This is a genomic window from Nocardia panacis (assembly GCF_003598715.1).
Taxonomy (GTDB): Bacteria; Actinomycetota; Actinomycetes; order Mycobacteriales; family Mycobacteriaceae; genus Nocardia; species Nocardia panacis.
In genome coordinates this window covers 193,920-217,439 of record NZ_QZFU01000012.1, presented here as the reverse complement: position 1 = coordinate 217,439, position 23,520 = coordinate 193,920, and the positions used below count along the sequence as shown (strand labels likewise).

The following is a 23,520-nucleotide window of genomic DNA, read 5'->3' as shown; positions in this document are numbered from 1 at the left end:
GTGAGTGCACCGCCCGCGACCGCCCCATCGATCGAGCACGGACCGCTGCGCCCGATCGAATTGGCCACGGCCGCCGTCCTCGGCGGCGTCACGGTCGGGCTGGTGACCCTCGGCGCGGTGATCCCCATCGCCGCCGGGCTGAACCTGGTCGCGGCGGTGCCGCTGGGTCTGCTGGCCTTCCGGCACCGACTGCGCGCGCTGATCACCACCACCATCGCGGCCACCCTGGTGGCCTTCGTCGCGGCGGGTATGGCCACCGCCACCGGCATCGTGGCCTCGGCCAGCGTCGCCGGGGTGGTCGGCATCGTCAAGCGCAAACGCGGCGGGTTGGTCGGGGTGCTCGGGATCTCGGTATTCGTCGGGCTGTTCTGGGCCGGTTACGCGGTGGGCGGCCTGCTGGTCATGTCGCGGGCCAGGGCGCTGCTGTTCGACAACATTCGCAATGCCTCGCGTGGCATCCAGGAGTTGGCGGCAAAACAGCAGCATCTGGCACCGATCGGCCGAGCCGTCGCGCACGGCACCGATGCGGTGCTGCACTGGTGGTGGCTCTATATCGGCGGCGGCGTGCTGCTCGGCGTGCTGGCCACGGCCTGTTTCTCCTGGTACGTGCTCGGCTCGGTGCTGGATCGGCTGAAGTGGCTGCCGGGGGCCGATAGGCTGGCCGCCCCGCACGACGACCGTCCGATCGCCCCGCTGCCGGTCACCTTGCGCGGCGCGGGTTTTCGCTATCCGGGTGCGCGCGCCGACGCGCTGCGCGATATCGACCTGACCGTGCGGGTCGGCGAGTTCGTCGCGGTGGTCGGCCACAACGGCTCCGGCAAATCGACGCTCACCCGGCTGCTGGCCGGACTGCCGCCCACGAGCGGCGCGGTCGAGCGCCCCGGTTCGGCCGGACTCGGCCACCTCCGCGGCACCGCCATGGTGTTGCAACGCCCGGAGAGCCAGACCCTGGGCGTGCTGGTCGCCGACGATGTCGTCTGGGGTCTGCCCGCCGACCTCGCGGCCGAGGTCGACGTGTCCGGGCTGCTGCGCGAGGTCGGCCTGGACGGTATGGGCGAGAAGGAGACGGCCACCCTCTCCGGCGGTCAGCAGCAGCGACTCGCGGTGGCCGCCGCGCTGGCCCGGCGACCCGCCCTGCTCATCGCCGACGAGGCCACCTCCATGATCGATCCGGAGGGCCGCCGCGACCTGGTGGCGCTGCTGGCCGGGCTGCCCGCGCGCCACGAGATGGCGGTGGTGCTGGTGACCCACCACGAGGCCGATGCCGCGGCCGCCGACCGGGTGGTGCACCTGGCCGAGGGCCGCACGGTGGGTCGGCTGCCCGCCTGGCCGCATCCGGTGCGCGATCCCCGGCGCAGGCCGATGGGCGCGCCGATTCTCGAACTGCGCGATGTCCGTCACACCTACAACCGCGGCACCCCGTGGGAGGCTCCCGCACTGCACGGCGTCGAACTGACAGTGCGGCGCGGCGAGGCACTGCTGGTGGTCGGCGGCAATGGTTCCGGCAAATCCACCCTGGCCTGGATCATCGCCGGACTCATCGAACCCAGTTCCGGCCGCTGCGAACTCGGCGGCAAACCGGTGGCCCGGCAGTTGGGCCGGGTCGAGTTGGCGTTCCAGCATTCGCGGCTGCAATTGCAGAAGGAGACCGTCGGCGCGGAGATCGCCGACTGGGGTGGCCGCGCCACCGGCTCCGGCGCGGTCGGTCGGGCGCTGGACGCGGTGGGGTTGGCGCGTGCGCTGGCCGCGCATTCGATCGAGGAACTCAGCGGCGGACAGGCCAAGCGGGTGGTGCTGGCCGCCATCGTCGCCAGTCACGCACCGGTGGTGGTGCTGGACGAACCCTTGGCCGGACTGGATCCGGAGGGCCGCGCCGATATCGTGGAACTGCTGGCGCGACTGCGGGATTCGGGGTTGACGCTGATCGTCATCTCGCACGATGTCGCGGATATGGCGGCGCTGTGCGATCGCACGGTGCATCTGCGCGACGGCCGCATCCTGGAGAGCGAGCCGGCGCGCGAACCCGCGAAAGGTTCCGTGCGCCAGGCGGATTCGCCCAGAATGCCGCTGGCGGATGGCACCCTGCGGTTCGAGCAGGGAGGCAGGCGATGACCACCGTATTGCTGCGCGAGGTCCCGACCGCGGGTCCGGTGCATCGGTTGTGGGCGGGCACCAAGATGCTCTCCGTCTTCCTGATCAGTCTGCTGGTGATGTTCCTGCCCACCTGGCCGGTGCTCGGGGTGCTGGTCGGATTCCTCATCGCGGTCGGCGTTTTCGCCAGGGTGCCGTTGGGTGCGCTGCCTCGGCTGCCCATCTGGTTCTGGGGGATGCTGCTGCTGGGTGCGCTGATCAACGCCCCGGTCGGTATCGACGCCGTGCTCCGCTACGCCCAGGTGATGTTTCTCGGGCTGAGTCTGATCGCTGCCTCGTTGCTGGTGGCGTGGACCACTCCGATGGGCGAGATCGCGCCCGCGCTGGCCACACTCGGCGCACCGCTGCGCAAAGTGCGACTGCCGGTGGACGAGTGGGCGGTGGTGATCGCGCTGACGCTGCGCGGGCTGCCGCTGCTCATCGAGGAGATGCGGGTGCTGCGCGCGGCCCGCAAGCTGCGTCCCAAGGATCGCCTGCTCCAGCGCGCGACCGAGAATCCGCTGGTCGACATCCTTACGGCTGCCATGGCGGTATCCACCAGGCGGGCGGGCGAATTGGGCGAGGCCATCACCGCCAGGGGCGGAACCGGGCAATTGACCGCCCATCCCACCGCGCCCGGTCCGCGCGATGTCGTGGCCTTCGCGGTGGTGATCGCGGTCTGCCTCGGCGCCGTCGCGCTGACACTATTCCTCTGATTTGAATATATCCAAGTGCTATAACGCTTTTCGCGGCGATCGGGACGAAACGACACCTGCCGGGAAATTCCGAGATCCAGTCCCCTTTACGGAGTACAGTCGTACACCAGCAGGCAAGCATTTGCTGGGCCGCTCCATCGCTTCGCAGATGCACCGGGGGAAGGGAATTCAGTGCGCGCGGCATTGGCGGCCACAGCTCTGATGAAGGAAAGATTGGAAGTCCCAATGAAACTCCGCAAGATCATTGCGACCGCCGTCCCCGCTGTGCTCGCCGCGGCGACGCTCGGAGCGGCCGCGGCGCACGCCGACCCCTCGGCTCCCGCGCCGATCGGGTACCAGGCGCAACTGGTCGGCGACAAAGTGGTCACCACGCTGGATCACGGACGCTTCGAACTCACCGGCGGCACGGTCGATATCAAGGACGAGGCCGGGACCACCGTGGTCAGCCTGCCACTGTCCTTCCGGCAGGACGGCATGGAATACCCACTGCCGCACGCGGTCCGCGACGAGGGCCGCACCCTGGAACTCACCGCCGTGAAGGCTGCCGCGCAGGCCCATCCGGTCACGGTCCAGCCGGTCGCCTCCACACTGGAGAACCAGCGGGCCATGAACGCCTTCAGTTCACAGTTCGGCATCGCCACCGCTGTCGGGGCCTTCCTCGGCACCGCCCTCGGCGCGATCGTCGGCCTCTCCGGCATCGTCGCCGGACCCGGCGTGATCGCCAGCGTCATCGCGGGCGCGGCGGTGGGCGGTGTCATCGGCACCATCGTCGTCGGCGGACCCACCCTGGTCATCGCGGGCATCGACCTGATCGCCACGCTGGCCGCCGAACCCGGCTCCACCCGCTGGAACGACCCGGCCGACCACGCCGTGCGCTGATTCCGGGATCCGATCGGACCGGCCCGCCGATCGAACCGAACCGCCCTCCCGGCCACCGCCGAACGGGCGGCAAATGACGTGGCGCGCACGAACCCGGCGCGCGCCTTCGCATTTCCTATCCCAATGGCTCGCCCTGACAACCGGGGCCGACCGGTTCCCCCGCCAATCGGTCGGCCAAATAGGCCACCGCCCCGAACGCCTCGCCGACCGCGGTCGGGTTGTGGCCCGGCAGATCCGAATACCTGTAGGCGGCGGACGCACCCTGCGCGCAATAGCGCCGCACCAATTCGGTGTAGCCCGCGACGGGGATCACATCATCGGTTCTGCTGTGGTACAGGTACATCGGCATGTCAGGCGCCACCGCACCCAGTTCCTGACTCGCGGTGGCGGCCCGAAAAACCGGATGGGAGAACAGGCCCGGTGCCAACGCCAGATCATCGGCGTGCTCATTGACGTGACCGAGCACCAAATCCCCCGCGCAGGAGGCGGATTCGCGCGCGAGGACCGCCCGCCCGCGCTCATTGAGCAGTTCGAGCACCCCATTGCCCGGATCGTTGCGTGCCGTGGCGATCAGCGTCACCACGGCCAACCCGGCCTGCGGCGTCCCGTCCACGCTGCGCGCCGTCGCGGGCCAGTCGGCAGGCACCCCACCCGCCGCGACACCCGCGAAACGCAGCTCCGGCGCGTACTGCCCGCGCAGTTGCGCCGCCCACAGCGTCGCGAACGCCCCACCCGAATAACCCCACGCCCCAAGCGGACTCGCCGCACCGACACCACCGGGCGCCAGCGCGAGCGCCGCCCGCACACCGTCGAGAACGCCGTGTCCGGAATTCGGGCCATCCAGGAAACGACTGTCCGGACCCTCGTAGTCCGCCGTCACCACTCCCCAGCCGCGCCGCAACAACGCGGCGATGAACGGAACATCGATAAAGGTGTTGACCCCGCCGAAGCCCCAGCCGCCCGCCAGCGCGTACGAGGGCGCGCACCGGCTGCCCAAGCTGTCCTCGGCGATCTGAAACGACACCAGGGGTCTGGACCCCTGACCCGTCCACGCCTGTTTGGGCACCAGCACGGTCGCGACACCCGGTGCGGGCCGATCGGCGGCATCGGTGGTGCGGAACTTCACCTGCCACCCGTCCACGGGCAACGGCAGACCCAGCGGCCGAATCGGCCGATAGTCGATGATCGACCCGTTCGAGTAGGCGGCCAGATCGCCGGGCGCGGTATAGAACGGGTCCTGATCCGGAGTGGGTAGCGCCCCTGCCCGAGGTATCGCCACCGCCGCCAATTGCGTCATCAGCACGGCCAGCACGACCACCAACCCGGACAAGACCCGAGCCATCACGTCCTCCAGTCCCCGACGAGCCCATCAAACGTACGGCGGGATCGTATGCCTCCGGGCGGGGAGCCCGAGGTCGTTCCGGCAACCGCATCGCGATACCGGATCGGCCGAAAGTGCCCCGTGCACAACCGAATCGCCGACGCGACCAGCGAGGACCTACTCGCTGCGCAGTGCCTTCTTGGCCGCCTCCTCCACCGTATTGATCTGGGCGGCGAACTTGCCCTCGGTCTGCTTGTCGACGAGTTCGCCCGCCTTCTCGATCACCGTGTCGAGCTTGTCGGCATTCTGCTGGGCGAGATCCATCGCCTTGTTCGCCAGACTCTTGAAATCCACTGCGCACTCCTCGAATTCGATCCGAACATCCCACCCTAGCGAGAGCGCGCTACGCCGTAGGGCAACGCCACGGTGGATCGCGGCACACCTATCGGGTGCCCAGCCAGGCCGGATGCCAGAGCCTGCCGGTCTCGGTCCAGTTCATGAAGCGCACCGAACCTTCGACGCGCGGGGTCACCCATACCGCCGATTCCCGCTCGTCCTTGGTCAGTTCGTTGTCGAACGGACTGGTCTTGCGCTCGAGCCTGCGCAGCCGCGCGGTGAGCTCGCGCATCTCGGATTCGTCGAATCCGGTCCCGACCCGACCCACGTAGAACAGCCTGCCCTCGTGCGGTATGCCGACCAGCAGCGATTTGAACTCGCGTGCCGCGCTGCGTCGCCACCCGCCCACCACAACCCGCTGGATGCGCCAATTGCGCTGCTTGACCCATGAATGTCCGCGTTTGCCCGGCAGATACACCGAATCGCGCCGCTTGGCGATCACACCCTCCATCCCCTGCTCGCGGCTGTAGCGCAGCGCCGTCGCCCCCGGCCCGTCCAACCGCGCGGGCACCCGCAGCGACGGCGCGTTGGCGGCCAGCGCCTCGAGCACCCGCCGCCGATCCGAATACCGCTTGCGCACCAGCGAAGTCCCATCCAGGTAGAGCACGTCGAAGGCGACGAGCACCGCCCGCGCCGCATCCGCCCGCAGCAGACCGAGATTGGCGACACCGTGATCGTCGAACACCACCGCCTCGCCATCGAGGACCACGCTGTGACCCGCCAACTCCGCGGCGAGCGCACCCATTCCCGGATAGCGCTCGGTCACCACATTGCCCGCCCTGCTGCGCAAAGTCAGCACACCCGAATCGATTTCGGCCATGAGCCGGAAGCCGTCCCACTTCGTCTCGAAGCTCCACTCCGCATCGCCCAATTCGGCGACCTCGCCCCCGACCGCCAGCATCGGCGCGAGGCCACGCGGAAAAGGCACCTTTTGCCGCAGCGAATCCACCTGCGCAGCGGCACCATTCGTCTGATCGCGCATGAGATGCATCAACCACTGCTTGCCGTCGGTGCGAATGAACGCGTAGCGACCGTCGAGCCGACGACCATGCAAGCGCACGATCACCTCGTCCTCGCGCCACTTCTCGGTCTCATAGGTGCCCGCATCCCAGATGGTCATCGCACCGGCCCCGTACTCCCCCTTGGGAATCGCGCCGTGAAACTCCAGATACTCCAGCGGATGATCCTCGGTGTGCACCGCGAGCCGGTTCTGCGCGGGCGAGGTAGGCGGTCCCTTCGGCACCGCCCAGGAAACCAGCACCCCATCCCGCTCGAGCCGCACATCCCAGTGCAGGCGGCGAGCGTGATGCTCCTGCACGACGAACCGATCGCCCGGACCGGGACGCGGCGGCGCGGCAGGCACCGGCTCGGGGGTCCGGGCCGGGTCACGCATCGAACGGTACGTCGCGAGCGTGTCGGGCGGCGGCGGCGCGTCCAAATCGGCCAGCAGATCGCCCCCGTCCAGGAATCGGGCCAGCACCTCGTCGAAGGACAAGTGCCGCAACTTCTTCCGATTCTCGATTTCCGCCCAGGTGCGCGGGGCCGCCGCGTTCGGATGTTCCCGCCCGCGCATCGAATACGGGGCGATGGTGGTCTTGGCCGGATTGTTCTGACTCCAATCCAGGAACACCTTGCCCGCGCGCGCCGACTTCGCCATGGTCGCCGTCACCAGATCCGGGTGCAGCCGTTCGAGATTCGCGGCCACCTGCTTGGCCACCGTCGACGCCCCGCCCGAACTCAACACCCGGTCCAGCGGCACGTAGAGGTGAATTCCCTTGCTGCCGCTGGTCACCGGGTAGGCGCGCAGACCGATACCCTCGATCATCTCGCGCACGCCGAGTGCCACCAGCGCGCATTCGGCCAGACCCGCGCCGGGGCCGGGATCCAGATCGAAAACCAGCCGGGTGGCCGGCCCCACCTCCGGTCCGTCGAAACGCCACTGCGGCACATGCACTTCCAGCGCCGCCTGCTGACCGATCCAGGCCAGACCCGCCACCGAATCGATCAGCGGATACACCACCCGACGCCGCGCGGAATGCTCGACAGCGCGGCGCGGAATCCAGGACGGCGCGTGCTCGGGCAGATTCTTCTCGAAGAAAGCGGGCGAGTCCACGCCATTGGGCCAGCGCTTGCGGGTGACCGGGCGATCGGCGATATGCGGCAGCATGGCGGGGGCGATGGCCGAATAGTAGGCGATGACCTCGCCTTTCGTCGTGCCCGTCGCCGGGTACAGCACCTTGTCGAGGTTGCTCAGCTCAACCTCGATCTCGCCGAACTCGCGGCGCGCCACCATAGACAGATATTAGTGGCGGGGACCGCGGATCAGGCCCCCGCCTACTGCGGCGTCAGGGCTGCGATTCGCCCTGGGCGGGCGGCTGCTCGGGAGCGGGCTCGGGCGCGGGCTCCGGAGCGGGCGCACTCTCGGCCTGCTCTGTCGGCACCGCGTTCTTGGCCGCCTGCTTGCCCTGCTCGATCTTGTCGCTGTACTTGTGGCCGGTCTTCTCGTCGATGAAATCGCCGGCCTTGTCCACGGCCTCGTGAATCTTGTCGGCATTCTTCGCCGCCGCGTCTCTACCCATGCCGACCAGGTTCTTGAGGGTGTCTGCCAGACTCATCCCGAATCCTTCCTGTTTGTCGAACCTAGGGGCGTTATCGAACCTAGGGAGCCGAATCTAAAGGTTCACCCCACATCTTCCCACCACGAAACCCGTGGTGGGAGACCATCCGGGAGTACCCGCTGGCCGGGCATCGGAACCCGAATCGAGGTACCGGCCGCCTCGGCCGCGGCCACCATCCGCCGCACCGGCTCGGACCAGCCGTGGAAGGCCAGATTGAAGGTGGCCCAGTGGATCGGCACCAGCACGCCGTAGCCCGCGTCGCCGACATTGAGGTCGGCGTGCGCGTGCACCGCCTCCTCCGGATTCATGTGCACATCCGGCCAGCGCTCGTCGTACGCGCCGATCGGCAACAGCGTCAGATCGAACGGACCCAATGCCGCCCCCGCCTGGGCGAACGCCTTGGTGTAACCGGTGTCGCCGCCGAAATACACCCGCTTGGTGGGGCCTGCGATGGACCAGGAGGCCCACAGCGTGGTGTTGCGCACCAGACCGCGACCCGAGAAATGCCTGGCCTCGGCGCAGGTGATCATCAGATCCCCCGACTCCCGCGCGCGACCCAGCCTCGACAGCGAAACCGAACCGCCCCAATCCAATTCGACGATCCGATCCTCTGGCACACCCCAGTGCCGCAGATGCGCGCCGATCCCGATCGGCACCAGGAACGGCGCATCCTGCAACCGCACCAGCTCGCGCACCGTCTCCCGATCCAGATGGTCGTAGTGATCGTGCGAGATGAGTATCGCATCCACCGGCGGCAGCGCCGTCAGCGGTGCGGGCACCGGATGCAGGCGGGTCGGGCCGATCAGGGCCGAGGGCGAAACGCGCTCGCTCCACACCGGATCGGTGAGCACCCGATATCCGTCCACCTCCACCAGGGCGCTGGCATGCCCGTACCAGGTGACCGCGAGATCGGCGGCCGCCTGCGGCTCCTGCGGCGGCTGCAGCGGAATGATGCCGCGCGGACGCCCGGCCTTGCGCCTGGTCACCAGGGAGTAGAACAGCGAAGGCGCCGAACCGGGCGCGAGCTGGGTGCTCGGTTCGGTGTTGTGGAATTGCCGGTCGCGATAGTTGCCCGCGCTCGCCGCGTACGGCTGGATCGCCGAGATCGATGCGCCGATCGCCGAGGGCAACCCCCACGCCGCACGCACCACCCAGGCGAGCCCGAACGCGCCCGCCGCACAACCGACCACTTTCCGCAGCTTCATCATCATCGCCCCACAAATTTCGCCGTGCGCCGCTGTTGTCGAGCCAATCTGCCCTCCTGGGCATCCTCGCTGGCCCATGCCGCTTCCAACGCCGCGCGCTGCTGCGCCGATTCCGGATCGCGGGTGCCGTCGTCATTGAGCACCAATTTCAGGTGCCGCAGCGACAGCGGAGCCAACTCGGCGATCTCCTTGGCCCACTCCTGCGCATCGGCCAGACTGCCGAGCCGATTGGCGAAACCGAAACCGTAGGCATCCGCGGCCGAGATCGGCTCCGCGCCGAGCAGCATGGTGCGGGCCGGACCGCCACCGATCAGCGAGACCAGCCTGCGCACCGTCCACCGGTCCACCGAGATACCGAGTTTCGCGGCGGGAATCGCGATATATGAATCAGGATCGAGCACCCGCAGATCCGAGGCCAACGCCAACTGCACGCCCGCGCCGAGCGCACCGCCATTGATCGCCGAGATCACCGGAATCGGCGCCGACTCGATGGTGTGCAACATCTCGACCAGACCGTGAATGAACTCCTGGGAATACACACCCGACAGATCCGCGCCCGCGCTGAACAGCGGACCGCGCCCGGTCAGCACGATCACCCGCGCCTCCCGCGACGCCTCGAACACCGCCTCGCGCACCAGGGCCGCCAACTCGAGATTGAGCGCGTTGCGGCGCTCCTCCCGCTGGAACTCGATGGTGACGACATCGCCACTGCGGCTGACTCCGAGCAATGTTCCTCCCCAACTGGTTGGTTCCCTTAACTCTGCCACAGCCCGGCGCACGGATCGGCGCAGGCGATACCATCGGCGACCGTGCCGACCGACTGCGACATTCTGGTGATCGGGGCCGGTCAAGCCGGACTCTCAGCCTGCTACCACCTGCTGCGCCTCGGCCTGCGCCCCGAACGCGACTTCCTCGTGGTCGACCATTCGCCCGGACCAGGCGGCGCGTGGCAGCACCGCTGGCCCTCGCTGACCCTGTCCACCGTCAACCGGGTGCACGACCTGCCCGGCATGTCCTTCGCCGAAACCCTGCCGCCCGATGCGGACCAGGTGCCGGCGGCCACGGCCGTGCCGCACTACTACGAGCTCTACGAGAAGCGCTTCGCGCTGGGCGTGCGCAGACCCGTCTCGGTGCGAGTGGTGTGCGACCGTGACCCCGCTGGATATCCCGTCCCCGAACGCGGCGAAATCCTCAGCGCGGAAACCGATTCGACGGGCACCCTGCGCACCCGAGGGCTGATCAACTGCACCGGAACCTGGGAACGGCCTTTCATCCCGCACTATCCCGGCGCGGAAACATTCACCGGGCGACAGGTGCACACCCACGACTACCGCACCGCCGAGGAATTCGCGGGCAAACACGTGATCGTCGTCGGCGGCGGCATCTCGGCGATCCAATTGCTCGACGAGATCTCGCAGGTCACCACCACCACCTGGGTGACACGCAGCGAACCGCGCTTCCGCGACGGCGAATTCACCGAGGACGCCGGACGAACCGCCGTGGCCATGGTCGAAGACCGGGTGCGGCACGGACTGCCGCCGGGTTCGGTCGTCTCCGTCACCGGGCTGCTCCTCGACGACCGGATACGCGCCGCCCGCGACCGCGGCGCGCTCATCCGCCACCCCATGTTCGACCGCATCGAACCCGAAGGCGTGCACTGGCCCGACGGCAGCCGCCAGCACGCCGAGGTCATCCTGTGGGCCACCGGATTCCGCAGCTCCCTCGACCATCTCGCACCGCTGCGCCTGCGCGGCCCCGGCGGCGGCATCACCATGACCGGCCGCCTCGCCACCAGGGTCGCCGCCGACCCGCGCATCCACCTCATCGGGTACGGCCCCTCCGCCAGCACCATCGGGGCCAATCGGGCAGGGCGGGCCGCCGCCGCAGAGCTGACCGAATACCTTGGGTTGCGCTAGCTTTCACAATCCCGGATGTCCACCAGCACGGACCTCCGCCACCGTCTGGACGATCAACTGATCGATCGCGGCGGTCAACCGCGTGGCATCGGCAGGCCGAACCGTGACCGTGCGCAAACCGTAGCTCAGGTAGCGGCCGTCGCCGGTGAAATCCGAGAGCTGGAAATCCCTGCGACCCTGAATATGTCGATTGTCGACACTGCCGTGCGGATAGACCGCGACATGACATCGACAACTGGTGGGACGATCGAAGAAGCGCTCGAACTCCTGACGGGGCGTCGGCCGCCACGGGTCTCGCGCCACCGGAAGCGGTCGTTCCAGCTCATCTATGGCTATGGTGAGCGATTTACCCTGGCCTGCCCCGCATTTCGGCAGTGCGGCCAAGACGGCCGAGGCGATGCGATCCGCGGGCAACAACGCCAGGTGCACATCACCATTGTCCTCGGGTTCCTGAACGGCAATGGCAGCGTGCTGATAGTGCACTCCGGCATGCGCGCGAATCCGCCGCTCCCCATTGGCCCCTCGGAACCCGGCCACCTCGATGCGCGCCTCCGGGGCCAACAGCACTTGAATCGCGCGCACCAGCGCATCATCCAACTGCGGCGCGACCGTGCGCGCCGCCGCCCGCCACTGCGCGACGAATTCGTCCCGATAGTGCGCCATCGACCGGTGCCGCAGCGGATACGGCAGCACATCGCGCCCCGTCGACTCCCACAGCACCCGGAATTCGAGCGCGCTGAACCGCCAACGCTCCACTCTGCTCATCGTCGTCGTCCGCACTCACTCACCGAGAACCGGCGGCACCGCCTTCGGCAGTGCGTCGAGCCCGGTCACCTGCTCACCGTGCTCCTTGGTGATCAGATAGTCCGGAACACCTCGACCCCGCTCCTGATCATCCCGTTTGCCCACCGCACCCGGTGCCATACCCGGCATACCGGAAGGCTGCTGTGCCGATGCGGGTGCTCGACCTGCCGCCGGAATCTGCTCCGGTCTGGCCAAGGGGGGTGGACGAAGAGTCGCGAACGGGCGCTGCGGATCACTCGGCGTTCTGTGCGTGGTTGGGTCGAACGAATGTGGGCCGGCCCCGGGAATATTCGATCCAGGCCGCGGTTGTTCGGCCAAACCGGCCGGGGTTGTCGTGGCCGGAGCGACCTGATCGCCCGTATCGGGCGGTTTCGCCCGCTTCGGCTGTTCGTCAGCTATCCCCGGACTCTCGACTCCCGAACCGGATTCGCCCCTCGGTTCCTGATTCGATTGCGCGGTCCCCGATTTGGGCTCCGGTGTGGTTTCGGATTGACCGGTCCCCGATTTGGGCTCCGGCCTGGTTTCAAATTGACCGGTACCCGGTTCTCGACCAGCGGATTCGCGATCGGTCCGTGGTGACAATTCACCATTGGCACCGGGCGACTCCCGCACCGGATTATATGCTTTCGGAATAATCGGCACCTTCGTATCTGTGTCCCGAATAACCCTGGCATACACCGTATTCAACACCCGCACCGCTTCCGTTTTGGCAGTGTTGTATGCCTCCTCGTTGTCGCGCCACCCTCGACCGGCGAGCCAACTCCGAACGTTTCGCACAGTCGACCGCTGCTCGGGCACATATGGCACCAGCGCCTTCGTCGGCTCCAACCCTGTCTTCAATTCCTCGAGCTTGTTTCCGGTCAACTCCACAGCATGCGCGAACTGCGCCGTCCGCACCGAGTACTGATAGAGGGCCGCAGCGGCGGCGTCACGGGCGACCCCCCGCCAAATTGCCGAATCCAGGGCCTTTGCCATAGCAGCATTGAATGCGCCGAGCGAACTCGTCTCACGACGTCCAACCTCACGCCAGGCCGCTATCAGTTCATCGACGGCATCGAGGTCGATCTTGTCCACGTTCGCTCGCAGCGTTGCCAGATCCGATCGCTCAAAATTGTCCCAGCGCACTACCGAACCGGGTCGGTATTCACCATCGAATCCAATATCGGCAGCCCGTTTTCGCACATCATCACGTCGGCCGTTGAATTCATTCTGAGTATCGTGAGGCGATATGCCCGGTTCCAGGCTTCGACCGGCGATCCAATCAGTGATCGCCCGTCCCATGGAAGAGAAAAGATCATCCGCCATCACTGCCCCAACCGCTCCGACGCCCTGGCAAGATCGTCGGCATTGGCGAGATCTTGTCCACTGAGGCGCTTGAATGAGTACCGCATGACCTCACGAATTTCATTTACGACCCCGACATGCTCTCGAAGTGTGGATGCCAACGATAGGTGATCCCCCCTGAGCTGATCCTCGAACATATTCTGGAGATCGTCACCCATCTCGAATCCACCGAAAATATCTGAGCGGCGAAACCAGAGCCTGGATGGTTCCAACATCGATTCCAGGTCGGATATTCTCCTGTCGCAGGCCTTGAAACACGCAAGCGTCGCGGCCTCATCATCAAGAAATAGCTCGCCCGCTCGCGCCTTGCCCGCCAGTGCGCGCCACTGCGCAGCATCTTCCAACCCCGTCATCTACCGACCTCCCTCATCGGCTACTTGGGCAAAACTGGAACGATGAACTCACTGACCCGACGTACGAGCATGCAGGGATCGGTGGGATTTTCGCGCAAGACCCGATTACGCAGATCCACCATGACTACGCCCGAGGGCACAGAGAATGCAATATCACAAGCCAGATCAGTGACCCCATCGTCGACTCGGAATTGCTTGCCCCCTCGCCCGGCAATAGTGACGTCCCGAAAGTCGGTATAAATACGCCTCTTCTCGACTTCCGGAATCGACTGCCCCGTCGAGAGTATTGTTATGAAGTAATCCTTCCCATTCCAGTTACAGACTTCCCACCCCGACTGATGCACACCAGCAATACCGCTTTCCTTGGTTGCCGGATCGACCGAGACTGCATGCAGCACTTCATCTGGAATTGCGGTACACGGATCGAATAGCTTCACCGAAGCCGGACTACTATTGGAACCCGCGATCGGGTGTCCATCGGCGGCCGCAGTACACGCGGCCAGGACCGGTAGGACAGCAGCTAGCAATGTCAACGCAACACGGCGATGCACATCTGCCCCCAATCCAGTCGCGCTCGCGCGACCGATGGATCTCGACCTGTGTCAAACGACCGTACTCAGCGGACATGTCATTTATCAGCGAAATCGACGTTTCCGCAGAAAATCGCACAAATACTGGAGACTGCAAACCGAATCGATCATCTTCCGAAGCGGCCACAGCGTACCGTTCAGTTTATTGGAATCAGCACATCTTCGGGAAGATCAAAATGCTCGCCACGAAGCTTTCGGATGGAATTTAGCGAATCAACCGGCGGCGACACGCGCGCGACCACATACCGACCGCGCGCGTGTCCGAAGAGATCGGCTACGCCCCGTAATCGAAGGTATCCGGATCGGGTCCGACACGACCACCATTGTCCAGGGCATTGATGGCATCCATCTGCGCCCCGGTGAGCTCGAACCCGAACACGTCGATATTGGCGGCGATGCGGGACGGGGTGACGGACTTGGGGATGACGATATTGCCCAACTGGAGGTGCCAGCGGATGACGACCTGGGCGGGGCTGCGGTTGACCGCGTTGGCGATGGCGATGATGGTGGGGTCGCCGAGCAGGGTGCCCTGGCCGAGCGGGCTCCACGCCTCGGTGGCGATGGCGTGCGCGGCGTGGAATTCGCGCAGGGCCCGCTGGACCAGGCGGGGATGCAGTTCGATCTGATTGACGACCGGGGTTTCGCCTGTCTCGCCGATGACGCGCTCCAGGTGAGCGATGGTGAAATTGGAAACGCCGATCGAACGGACCCGCCCCTGCCCCTTCAGCGCCTGCAGTGCGCGGAAGGTATCGACGTATTTGTCGGCAACGGCGATGGGCCAGTGGATCAGATAGAGATCCAGATAGTCCAGGCCGAGCCGGTCCATACTGGCGTCGAAGGCGCGCAATGTGGCGTCGAAACCTTGATCCTCGTTCCACACCTTGGTGGTGACGTACACCTCGTCGCGCGGCAGGCCGAATTCGCGGATGGCACGGCCGGTGCCTTCCTCGTTGCCGTAGATGGCGGCGGTGTCGATGCTGCGGTAGCCGGCGTCGAGCGCCGCTGTCACGGCGGTGACCACCTCCTCGGCGGGCACCTGGAAGACGCCGTACCCGAGTTGCGGGATCACCTGCCCGTCGTTCAGCACGATGGACGGAACTGCGCTGGTCTCGCTTCTGAAGGTCACCAATCGACCGTAGGAGGACCGCGCCGAGCCGTCAATGACACCGGCGGTGTGTTGCTTTTTACCCGAGGCTGCCCGCACCGGGGACGCCCAGCCTGCGATAACGCGCTTGCCGCAGCATCCGCAGCTCTTCTTCGGACCGGTGGCGCAGCCCGATCAGCTCCTCGGCGATGGCATCGACCATCCGGTGCGCGAATTCGGCGGGCTCGACGGCGGCATCCGGACGTTCCGGGACGATCCGGTCCACGATGCCGTCGGTGCGCAGGTCGACGGCGCGGATGCGCTGTTCGGCGGCCAGTTGCGCGGCGTGCTCGGTGTCGCGGTAGACGATGGCGCTCGCCCCCTCCGGCGGCAGCGGCGCCAACCAGGCGTGGGTGGCGGCCAACACCCGATCGGCGGGCAGCAGCGCCAGCGCACCCCCACCGGTGCCCTGGCCGAGCAGCACGGAGAGGGTCGGTGTCCGCAGGCGCACCAAATCGGCTATGCAGCGGGCGATTTCGGGGGCCAGGCCGCGTTCTTCGGCTTCTTTCGACAGTGCCGCGCCGACGGTGTCGATGACCAGCACCAGCGGCAGCCGCGACTCCTCGGCCAGTGCCATGGCCCGGCGCGCCTCGCGCAATGCGGCCGGTCCCATGGTGTGCTCGCCGTGCTGCCCCGAACGGTCATGGCCGAACACCACGCACGGCTGACCGCGAAAGCGGGCCAGTGCGTGCACCACCGTGCGATCCGACTCGCCCTGCCCGGTGCCGCTGAGCGGAACCCGCTGCGTCACATGGCGCAGCAGTTCCCGGATGCCCGGCCGATTCGACCGCCGCGAGATGACGACCGAGGCCCATGCCGACGACTGCGCCGAATCATCCTCGGAATCCGTTCTCGGCGATCCGATTTCGGGTACTTCATCCGGAACGCCGCTCAGCACGCTCAGCGCGCGATGGGCTATCCGCCGATACACCGAGATCGGCACGACACCATCGATAACCCCACTGCGATAAAGGTTTTCGGCAGTCTGCACACCCTCCGGAAACGGCCGGTCGTAGAGCGCCCGATACACCCTCGGCCCGAGAAACCCGATCAGCGCGCCCGGTTCGGCGAAGGTCATATGCCCCAGCGAACCCCACGAGGCGAAGACACCGCCCATGGTGGGATCACGCAGATAGACCAGATAGGGAAGGCCCGCCGCCCGATGCGCCGCGACCGCGCCCGCGATCTTCACCATCTGCAGGAAGGCGACCGTACCCTCCTGCATTCTGGTGCCGCCGGAGGTCGGCGAGGCCAGCAGCGGCAGGCCGAGCGCGCTCGCCCGCTCCACCGCCGTGACGATCCGCTCCGCCGCCGCCACCCCGATCGATCCGGCCAGGAAGCCGAATTCGCAGGCGATGACGGCGACCCGACGGCCGCGCAGCGAACCCTCCCCGGTGCGCACCGCCTCGTCCAAACCGGTCGCCTGCCGCGCCCGTGCCAACTCCGACCGGTAGGCGGCCGAGGCCGCCACCCGCATCGGTGGAAGGTCCCAGCTGTGAAAGGTTCCCGGATCGAGCAGCCGCTCGAGCAGCTCGGCCGCGGAGATCCGCGGCCCGCCAACGGTTTTCCCGCCGGTGCCCGGCAAATCAGTATCCCTGCATGACCTTGCGCAGGGCGTACTCGGTCAGCGCGACCAGGGCCTGTTTGGCCGGCTCGCGCCGCCGAGCATCCATCGACAGGATCGGCACATCGGCGGGCACGGCCAGCGCCTGCCGAATGTCCTCGATCGGATATCGCGGCGCGCCGTCGAACTCGTTGAGCGCCACCAGGAATGGCAGGTTGCGCGCCTCGAAGTAGTCGACGGCCGCGAAGCTGTCCTCCAGCCTTCGGGTGTCCACCAGCACCACCGCGCCGATGGCGCCGCGGATGAGGTCGTCCCACATGAACCAGAAACGGTACTGCCCCGGTGTACCGAATAGGTACAGCACCAGGTCATCGGCCAGGCTGATCCGGCCGAAGTCCATCGCCACCGTGGTGGTCGACTTCATCGGGATGCCGGTCAGGTTGTCGATACCGGTACTGGCATTGGTCACCAATGCCTCCGTGCGCAGCGGAACGATCTCCGAGACAGCACCGACCAGCGTGGTCTTCCCGACACCGAAGCCGCCGGCGACCACGATCTTCGCCGAAGTCGGCTTGCTGGTCCGGGTGTCGACCTGCTGCGTCGAATCAAATACGCCGGAGTCCACTGAGAACCCTTTCGATCAGCTCGCGACGCTCATCGTCGCTGGAATCGTCTTTCAAAGTCGCCGAAACGCGTACGTGCCCGGCCTCGATCAGGTCGGCCACGAGCACGCGGGCCACGCCGATGGGAATACCCAATCGGGCGGCGACTTCGGCGACGGACGGCGATTCCCTGCACAACTCAACGATGGACGTCTCGATGTTGGTCAGTTCGAACTGCCGCTCCAGGGCGACCGGATGCGATGCGACGAGGGCCTCCAACGCCAACTCGACCGCGGGCCTGGTGCGGCCTGCGGTCAGCGAGTACGGGCGGACGAGGCTCGGCTCGGCACTCCCCACGCGGTGATCTTCTATGTCCATCCCACCATCAGGAACCCATTGTCACGCGAGGCGTGGCCTGCACAGTCTGACCCACCCGCTCGACCAACAAAGCCATCTCGTAGCCGACCTGCCCGATATCGCAGGACGTATTGGTCAGCACCGCGAGATAGGACCCGTCACCGACGGCCATGAGCAGTAGGTAGCCGTGCTCCATCTCGACCACCGACTGCAGCACGGTACCGCCCTCGAACAAATTCGAGACGCCGACCGAGAGGCTGGCCAGGCCCGCGGTCACCGCGGACAGCTGTTCGGCCCGATCCACGGGCAGTTGCGCGCTCGCGGCCATGAGTAGTCCGTCAGCCGAGACCAGGACGGCATGGGCTACGCCAGGAACCTCGTTGGCGAAGTTCGAAACCAGCCAATCCAGCTGACGATTCGTACCACCTAGATCGGGGTTCATCGGTCTCCTTTATCTCCGGTTAAGTTCATTGCTCTCATTGCGCGGCCATCCCGGACGCCCTGCTGGTGGCGACTCAAGCTGGACCTGATCGTTTCCGGATCGCGGCTGGGCGCCCGATCGACAGCGCCGTTGACGCCGCCGGGTACGAGTCGACCACCCGGATTGCGTTGCGGCAAACCGGCTGCCGTGCGCGTCTCGGCCTGTGCCTCGCTGGCTCGGCGTGCGGCCTGCCAGCCCTCGTCGCCCGGCGACTCGAAGGAGGCGGCCGCCTGGGACCGGTCCTGGTTGGGATCTTGCAGCCACGCCGACATCATCTCCTGGAAGATCGGAGTTCCCAGCGACGAACCGGTGTCGACGGCCGGCTGCAGTCTGGTCTGGAAGAACGACGCGGTCTTCTGCGGGTTGGACCGGAAGCTGTGCTTGCCCGGATCGCGCGGCGCGTCGTCTTCGGCGGCCGCTCGCCTGGGCAGTGCCACTCCCGGCGGCGCCTGGTGGTGCGGCAGGTTGGTAGCGCCCGGATCGCGCTGCGGCAGACCCGATTGCCCGTGCCTGGGCGGCAGACCGCTCTCCTGAAGCCCCTTGGCCGAGGAATCCCGCTGCGGGAGGCCGCTATTCGACGCGTCGTGCCGCGGACCCGAATTTCGCTGCGGGAGCCCGCCCGGTGCCGAGTCGCGCCGGGGCAGCCCATTCGCCGACGGATCACGCTGCGGCAAACCATTATTCGCGCCATCGCGCGACGGCAACCCCGAATCTCGCTGCGGAAGGCCGCCCGACAGGGCATCGCGCGGCGGTAGACCGGTTCCGGCATCCCGCGACGGCAGACCATTGGCGGCGTCCCGTTGCGGCACGCCATTGTTCGCCGAGTCGCGCGGCGGCAGACCACCGGACAGCGCATCACGCTGCGGCGAACCATTCCCGGCGGGATCATGCGAGGGCAATCCACCCGGCAGCGAATCACGCTGCGGCACGCCATTATTCGCAGAATCGCGCGGCGGCAGACCACCGGAGAGCGCATCCCGCTGCGGGAGACCCGAGGCCGGATCGCGCTGCGGGAGACCCGTGGCGGGATCGCGCGACGGCAGAGGACCCGAGAGCGGATCGCGCTGCGGTAGACCGGATGCGGCATCCCGCGACGATAGGCCATTGGACGAATCGTGCTGCGGGAGCGGGTCGGAAAGCGGATCGCGCTTGTTCGCCGCGTCGCGCCGCGGCAGACCGCCGGACCGCGTATTCCGCTGCGGTAGACCATTCCCGGCCGCGTCACGCTGGGGCGATCCCGAGGCGGGATCCTGCGGCGGCAGACCACCCGACAGCGCGTCCCGCTGCGGCAGGCCGCCCGCGGCCGCGTCGCGGGGCGGGACGCCACCCGAGAGTGCGTCGCGCGGGGACGATCCGGCCGCGCTGTCGCGCTGCGGGAGACCATTCGCCGAATCGCGCGTCGGCAGATCGCCGGAGAGCGCATCACGTGGGGGCACACCTGTCCCGGCGGCATCCCGCTGCGGCAGACCGCCATTGCGTTGCGGCAGCCCACTGCCCGCGGGATCGCGTGGTGGTGCACCGCCGGACAGGGCATCGCGCCCCGGCGTGGGATCACGTTGCGGCAGACCACCCGCGAGTGGATCGCGCTGGTGCGAACCACTGCCCGAGGCATCGCGCTGCGGCAGACCATTGGCGGCGGGCCGCAGCGGCATCCCTCCGGCGGCCGGATCGCGTTGCGGCAAACCACCGGCGGCCGAATCACGCTGCGGCAGACCACCGGCAGCCGGATCACGCTGCGGCAGACCATTGCCGAGCGGATCACGGCCCAGCGGATCGCGCTTGGGCGGACCGGATGCCGGATCACGCGGCGGCACACCGCCCGTGGCATCGCGCTGCGGCAGACCGCCTGCCTGCGGCGCGCCCGAGGTATCGCGCTGCGGCAGAGCACCGCTCGGCTCGCGCCGAGGAAGATCACCGGAGAGCGGATCGGGCCGCGACATGCCCGGTGCACCGGTGGCATCGCGCTGCGGCAAATCGCCCGAGAGCGGATCACGCTTATCGCTCGGTGGCAATCCACCCGAGAGGGCATCCCGCTTGGGCAACGGATCGCGCCGGGGCAGGTCGCCGGAGAGCGGATCGGGCCTTGAGACGCCGGGAATTCCGGAATCCCGCTGCGGCAGACCATTCGCGGCCGGATCGCGCTGCGGCAGACCATTCGCCGAGTCCCGTGGGGCCGGACCACCCGATAGTGGATCGCGCGGCGCATCTCCCGATAACGGATCGCGCTTGCGCTGCGGCAGGCCGCCATTGCGTTCCGGCAGCGCACCGCCGGAGTTCTCGCGCGGCGGCATCGGGCCGGACAGGGCGTCGCGCTGCGGCAGGCCCGAGGTCCGATCGCGCGGCGGCATCCCGCCGGTCGGTTCGCGCTGCGGCAATCCGGAAGCCGAATCCCGTTGCGGTGCAACGGAACCGGGCTCGCGCTGCGGCAGCGCGCCATTCGCGCCGCGCTGCGGCGCGCCAGGGCCGGGCGCACCGTTCGATCCGGGTTGTCGCTGCGGCAGTCCGCCCTGCGGCGCGCCGTTCGGTTGACGCTGCGGCAGCGCGCCACCCGCCTGCGGACCCTTGGCCCCTGGTTGACGCTGCGGCAGTTCACCGGAATTCGGGTCGCGCGGGGGCATCGCGCCGAGGATGGTCGGCTCGCCGCCGGTGGGCGGCCGGGGCGGACCGCCGGGACCGAGATTGCGCTTGGGCAGGTTGGCCGCGGCGAGTTTGCCGCGCTGCGGCACATTCGGAGCCTGGCCCTGCTGTCCGGGCGCGGGCCGCAGGGTGGGACCCGCGTCCTGGCGCAGTCCGGCCGCCATCGACGAACCCGGTTGCCGCTGCGGCAGTGGGCCGGACGCGCCCGTCGGAATCGGTCCGCTCGTCGGGGCCGGTCCGCCGGTGGGCACCGGACCGCTCACACCGGGATCCACGGTGACCATGACGTTGCCACCCGGTGTGCGGGTAATGGCGCGGGTCTGCATCGCCGTCGCGGGGGCGGCGGGCGCGGGACGCTGCGGCGCTTGCGGATTGGCCTGGGTGGGCGCGATCATCGGCCCCTTGCCCGGCACGATCAGGCTGGGCGGCACGTGCACGGTCACGGTCACGCCGGGATCGCGCGCGGTATCGAAGGTGGGGCGCAGGCGCACGGTGAGCCCGTGCCGTTCGGCGAGCCTGCCGACCACGAAAAGACCCATATGCCGGGCAGTATCGGGGCCGGGCTCGGCGGTCTGCTCGAGTCGGTGGTTGATCTCGGCCATCTCCGAGGGCGGCATACCGATGCCGCGGTCGGCGACCTCGATGAGCATGCCCTGGTCGTGCGCCTGGGCGAAGGTGAATTTGACGTCCGTCTCCGGCGGGGAGGCGCGCAGCGCGTTGTCGAGCAGTTCGGCGAACAGGTGCGCCATATCGGAGGCGGCGGGCTCCACCAGCGAACCGCGCGGGGTGGCACCGAGTTTCACCCGCTCGTAGTCCTCGACCTCGGAGATGGCGGCGCGCAGCACGTCGGCGATCTCGACGGGGGCGGACTTGGCGCGGCGCTGCCTGGTGCCCGCGAGGATGAGCAGGTTGTCGCCGTTGCGGCGCATGCGGGCGGCGAGATGGTCCAGCCGGAACAGGTTCTCCAGCAGGCGCGGATCCTTCTCGTCGTATTCCATCGCCTCGATGAGGGTGAGCTGATGGTCGACGAGGGATTTGGAGCGCCGGGCCAGCGTTTCGAACATATCGTTGACCTGGGAACGCATTTGGGCCTGGTCGCTGGCCAAGCGCAGCGCCTGGCCGTGGATATCGTCCACGGCTCGGGCGAGTTGGCCGATCTCCTCGGTGCTGCGCACCGGCATCGGCTCGAGCGGAACGTCCTCGGGGGCCGCGCCATTGCGCAGCTGGGCCACCTCCTGCGGCAGGTCGCTCTCGGCGACGCGCAGCGCGGCCAGGCGCAGTCGGTGCAGCGGCACGATCATCGACCGGGCGACGAAGACGGCCAGCAGCAGCGCGGCGAGGATGGTGACGACGACCACCGCCGTGTAGGTCCAGGCGTCGCGCTGGGCACGCGACACCAGCGAATCCATCTCGGTGTCAATATCCTTGGTGGCCTTGGCGACCACCTTCTCGTAGACGGCCAGGCTGCTGGTGAGCGAATTCTTGAAATCACCGATGGGCGCCGACCCGGCCTGCGTCTGCGGGCTGGTCATGAGCGAGACGCGGTTCTCGATACCGCTGCGCAATTCGGCGATCGACGGGTCGGTGTCGGAGAAGCGGTGTGCCAGCACATTGAGCAGGACGCGCTCGGTATTGGCTGCGGTGAGAAAGGTCTGTGCGCCCACCTTGGGGTTTTGCGCCAGATCCGAGAAGGCAGCCAGCTCGCCGACCAGGGTGGCGCGGGTATTGAGCGAATCGACCAGTCGCAGTTTGGCCGAGTCCACGGTTTGGTCGCTGACCTGGCCGACCACACTTTCCACCACCCGGACACTGTCGCCGCGCATCCGGTCGATCATCGCGACGACCTCGGGCTGGGGCTGGGTGGCGGGCGCTTTGCCCTGTGCGCGAATCGCTTTCGACTGGGTGACCATGCCGTCGAGCAGGGCGCGCGCGGCAGGGACTGCGCCGAGTGTGTCCAGGGACTTCTCGGCCGATCCGATGGCCTTGTCGAGATCGGCCAGGTTCTGATCGGTAACGATGGAGTTGCCACCGATCACGATGGTTTGCGAGCCTGCGACGGTGGCCAGGTTGGCCGACAGCGCCGTGACCGCGGGGACGGTGCTCACGCTGTCGGAGGCATCGGCCAACTTGCCCGCGTCGGCGAACTCGCTGGAGATCCTCGAAACCCCAAGGCCCACCGCGACCGCCAGCGGGACGGCCAGGACCGCCGTCACCTTCCAGCGCAGGTCCCAGTTGCCGAGCGCCCAGCGCTTTCTGCCGGACCTAGCGGCGTCACGCATCTCCCACTCACTTTCCAAACTGGCCCCGTCCAAGCGCCATCAGCGAACCTCCACAATCGCATGCTGGCTCGACAGACGAAGCTGGCCGAGAACTGCTGCAGGCCGAGAAATTGCGTCTACGACGGCCGAAATAAGTGACATCAGATTCTAACGGATCAATAACTTCTTGGGTGACTTCGAGTAA

At 67.6% G+C, this 23,520-nt stretch carries 20 protein-coding genes; 4 read left to right on the top strand and 16 right to left on the bottom strand.

What is annotated here, in order from left to right; genetic code table 11:
* From D5S18_RS04730 to D5S18_RS04720, 3 genes are all read left to right on the top strand, one after another.
* Entirely contained in the window at positions 1-2,112 is a 2,112-nt protein-coding gene (locus D5S18_RS04730) for an ATP-binding cassette domain-containing protein (protein WP_239003537.1), read from the top strand.
* A complete protein-coding gene (locus D5S18_RS04725) occupies positions 2,109-2,846 on the top strand; it encodes an energy-coupling factor transporter transmembrane component T family protein (RefSeq protein WP_120038330.1) in 738 nt (245 codons plus the stop codon). Before D5S18_RS04730 ends, D5S18_RS04725 begins: the two co-directional genes overlap by 4 nt.
* 225 nt (positions 2,847-3,071) lie before the next feature.
* Entirely contained in the window at positions 3,072-3,725 is a 654-nt protein-coding gene (locus D5S18_RS04720; protein WP_120038328.1) for a DUF8020 domain-containing protein, read from the top strand.
* A 115-nt stretch (positions 3,726-3,840) separates the two neighbouring features.
* On the opposite strand, the gene D5S18_RS04715 is transcribed toward D5S18_RS04720, so the two are convergent.
* From D5S18_RS04715 to D5S18_RS04690, 6 genes are all read right to left on the bottom strand, one after another.
* Positions 3,841-5,067, bottom strand: coding sequence for a lipase family protein (locus tag D5S18_RS04715; RefSeq protein ID WP_120038326.1), 1,227 nt, complete (start codon positions 5,065-5,067; stop codon positions 3,841-3,843).
* 156 nt (positions 5,068-5,223) lie between these two features.
* Positions 5,224-5,400 carry an antitoxin gene (locus D5S18_RS04710; RefSeq protein ID WP_239003536.1) on the bottom strand — a complete coding sequence of 59 codons (177 nt, stop codon included), beginning with the start codon at positions 5,398-5,400 and terminating at the stop codon, positions 5,224-5,226.
* An 88-nt stretch (positions 5,401-5,488) separates the two neighbouring features.
* On the bottom strand, positions 5,489-7,735 hold the full coding sequence (locus D5S18_RS04705; RefSeq protein ID WP_120038324.1) for an ATP-dependent DNA ligase: 2,247 nt from the start codon (positions 7,733-7,735) through the stop codon (positions 5,489-5,491).
* A 52-nt stretch (positions 7,736-7,787) separates the two neighbouring features.
* Positions 7,788-8,057: an antitoxin gene (locus D5S18_RS04700; RefSeq protein WP_120038322.1), complete on the bottom strand. Its 270-nt coding sequence runs from the start codon at positions 8,055-8,057 to the stop codon at positions 7,788-7,790.
* Positions 8,058-8,122: 65 nt separating this feature from the next.
* Positions 8,123-9,265: an MBL fold metallo-hydrolase gene (locus tag D5S18_RS04695; protein ID WP_120038467.1), complete on the bottom strand. Its 1,143-nt coding sequence runs from the start codon at positions 9,263-9,265 to the stop codon at positions 8,123-8,125.
* 2 nt (positions 9,266-9,267) lie between these two features.
* The gene (locus D5S18_RS04690) at positions 9,268-9,993 is read right to left on the bottom strand and encodes an enoyl-CoA hydratase (protein ID WP_120038320.1); all 726 of its coding nucleotides are present in this window, start codon (positions 9,991-9,993) and stop codon (positions 9,268-9,270) included.
* A gap of 81 nt (positions 9,994-10,074) precedes the next feature.
* Between D5S18_RS04690 and D5S18_RS04685 the strand changes: the two genes are divergently transcribed.
* Positions 10,075-11,181: an NAD(P)-binding domain-containing protein gene (locus D5S18_RS04685; RefSeq protein WP_120038318.1), complete on the top strand. Its 1,107-nt coding sequence runs from the start codon at positions 10,075-10,077 to the stop codon at positions 11,179-11,181.
* Positions 11,182-11,184: 3 nt separating this feature from the next.
* Here the strand turns inward: D5S18_RS04685 and D5S18_RS04680 are convergent, their stop codons facing one another.
* The 10 genes from D5S18_RS04680 to D5S18_RS04635 all read right to left on the bottom strand — a co-directional run bounded on the left by D5S18_RS04680 (position 11,185) and on the right by D5S18_RS04635 (position 23,336).
* Positions 11,185-11,946 (bottom strand): ESX secretion-associated protein EspG, encoded by a 762-nt coding sequence (locus D5S18_RS04680; RefSeq protein ID WP_120038316.1) that lies wholly within the window; start codon positions 11,944-11,946, stop codon positions 11,185-11,187.
* 15 nt (positions 11,947-11,961) lie between these two features.
* The gene (locus tag D5S18_RS04675; RefSeq protein ID WP_120038314.1) at positions 11,962-13,290 is read right to left on the bottom strand and encodes a hypothetical protein; all 1,329 of its coding nucleotides are present in this window, start codon (positions 13,288-13,290) and stop codon (positions 11,962-11,964) included.
* On the bottom strand, positions 13,290-13,682 hold the full coding sequence (locus tag D5S18_RS04670; protein ID WP_120038312.1) for a hypothetical protein: 393 nt from the start codon (positions 13,680-13,682) through the stop codon (positions 13,290-13,292). The genes D5S18_RS04675 and D5S18_RS04670 overlap by 1 nt, the downstream gene beginning before the upstream one ends.
* A gap of 20 nt (positions 13,683-13,702) precedes the next feature.
* Positions 13,703-14,233, bottom strand: coding sequence for a DUF3558 domain-containing protein (locus tag D5S18_RS04665; protein ID WP_239003535.1), 531 nt, complete (start codon positions 14,231-14,233; stop codon positions 13,703-13,705).
* A 313-nt stretch (positions 14,234-14,546) separates the two neighbouring features.
* The gene (locus tag D5S18_RS04660) at positions 14,547-15,398 is read right to left on the bottom strand and encodes an aldo/keto reductase (protein ID WP_120038465.1); all 852 of its coding nucleotides are present in this window, start codon (positions 15,396-15,398) and stop codon (positions 14,547-14,549) included.
* A gap of 58 nt (positions 15,399-15,456) precedes the next feature.
* Positions 15,457-17,001 carry a carboxyl transferase domain-containing protein gene (locus D5S18_RS04655; protein WP_239003534.1) on the bottom strand — a complete coding sequence of 515 codons (1,545 nt, stop codon included), beginning with the start codon at positions 16,999-17,001 and terminating at the stop codon, positions 15,457-15,459.
* A 1-nt stretch (position 17,002) separates the two neighbouring features.
* On the bottom strand, positions 17,003-17,605 hold the full coding sequence (locus D5S18_RS04650; protein WP_203236583.1) for a GTP-binding protein: 603 nt from the start codon (positions 17,603-17,605) through the stop codon (positions 17,003-17,005).
* Entirely contained in the window at positions 17,586-17,960 is a 375-nt protein-coding gene (locus D5S18_RS04645; RefSeq protein WP_014981573.1) for a DUF742 domain-containing protein, read from the bottom strand. The genes D5S18_RS04650 and D5S18_RS04645 overlap by 20 nt, the downstream gene beginning before the upstream one ends.
* Before the next feature lie 7 nt (positions 17,961-17,967).
* The gene (locus tag D5S18_RS04640; RefSeq protein WP_011207200.1) at positions 17,968-18,381 is read right to left on the bottom strand and encodes a roadblock/LC7 domain-containing protein; all 414 of its coding nucleotides are present in this window, start codon (positions 18,379-18,381) and stop codon (positions 17,968-17,970) included.
* Positions 18,378-23,336 carry an ATP-binding protein gene (locus tag D5S18_RS04635; RefSeq protein WP_120038308.1) on the bottom strand — a complete coding sequence of 1,653 codons (4,959 nt, stop codon included), beginning with the start codon at positions 23,334-23,336 and terminating at the stop codon, positions 18,378-18,380. The genes D5S18_RS04640 and D5S18_RS04635 overlap by 4 nt, the downstream gene beginning before the upstream one ends.
* Positions 23,337-23,520 lie beyond the last annotated feature (184 nt).

Excerpts from the sequence above, each read along its gene's own strand:
- D5S18_RS04645 (WP_014981573.1), bottom strand. The coding sequence starts at position 17,960 with ATGGACATAGAAGATCACCGCGTGGGGAGTGCCGAGCCGAGCCTCGTC.
- D5S18_RS04635 (WP_120038308.1), bottom strand. The coding sequence starts at position 23,336 with ATGCGTGACGCCGCTAGGTCCGGCAGAAAGCGCTGGGCGCTCGGCAAC.
- D5S18_RS04675 (WP_120038314.1), bottom strand. The coding sequence starts at position 13,290 with ATGGCGGATGATCTTTTCTCTTCCATGGGACGGGCGATCACTGATTGG.
- D5S18_RS04700 (WP_120038322.1), bottom strand. The coding sequence starts at position 8,057 with ATGAGTCTGGCAGACACCCTCAAGAACCTGGTCGGCATGGGTAGAGAC.
- D5S18_RS04720 (WP_120038328.1), top strand. The coding sequence starts at position 3,072 with ATGAAACTCCGCAAGATCATTGCGACCGCCGTCCCCGCTGTGCTCGCC.
- D5S18_RS04640 (WP_011207200.1), bottom strand. The coding sequence starts at position 18,381 with ATGAACCCCGATCTAGGTGGTACGAATCGTCAGCTGGATTGGCTGGTT.
- D5S18_RS04715 (WP_120038326.1), bottom strand. The coding sequence starts at position 5,067 with ATGGCTCGGGTCTTGTCCGGGTTGGTGGTCGTGCTGGCCGTGCTGATG.
- D5S18_RS04670 (WP_120038312.1), bottom strand. The coding sequence starts at position 13,682 with ATGACGGGGTTGGAAGATGCTGCGCAGTGGCGCGCACTGGCGGGCAAG.
- D5S18_RS04695 (WP_120038467.1), bottom strand. The coding sequence starts at position 9,265 with ATGAAGCTGCGGAAAGTGGTCGGTTGTGCGGCGGGCGCGTTCGGGCTC.
- D5S18_RS04680 (WP_120038316.1), bottom strand. The coding sequence starts at position 11,946 with ATGAGCAGAGTGGAGCGTTGGCGGTTCAGCGCGCTCGAATTCCGGGTG.
- D5S18_RS04725 (WP_120038330.1), top strand. The coding sequence starts at position 2,109 with ATGACCACCGTATTGCTGCGCGAGGTCCCGACCGCGGGTCCGGTGCAT.
- D5S18_RS04705 (WP_120038324.1), bottom strand. The coding sequence starts at position 7,735 with ATGGTGGCGCGCCGCGAGTTCGGCGAGATCGAGGTTGAGCTGAGCAAC.